The 259-nt window shown below is 68.3% G+C and carries 1 protein-coding gene; it reads left to right on the top strand.

Annotated features, from left to right (window positions below):
- Positions 1–228 (top strand): hypothetical protein (locus SB753_RS38690; RefSeq protein ID WP_410805365.1); only part of this gene is annotated, 228 nt, incomplete at its 5' end.
- Positions 229–259: the final 31 nt, after the last annotated feature.

The raw sequence follows: 259 nt of genomic DNA, 5'->3' as shown, positions 1-259 counted from the left end.
CTGCGGATGGAATTCCTGACGCGCCTGCTGCTGCGGTTGCGGATGCATGTCGGCTCGCGGCTGCTGTTGGACCTGCGGTTGCTGGACCTGCGGCTGCGGATGCATCTCCGGACGCGGTTGCGCCTGAGCCTGCTGCATCGGTGCGGGTTGCCCGCGCTGATCCTGGCCATGCGGCGGCTGTCCTTGTACGACGCCGCCGCCGAAACCATTCCCCGATCTCTGCGCTGACTCACGCTGCTGCTGCGCGACCTGACCCGGC

The sequence above is a fragment of the Paraburkholderia sp. SIMBA_053 genome (assembly GCF_046534895.1).
In the GTDB taxonomy this organism is placed as follows: Bacteria; Pseudomonadota; Gammaproteobacteria; order Burkholderiales; family Burkholderiaceae; genus Paraburkholderia; species Paraburkholderia caledonica.
The sequence above is the reverse complement of the archived record's forward strand: the minus strand, read 5'-3'. Positions and strand labels throughout refer to the sequence as shown.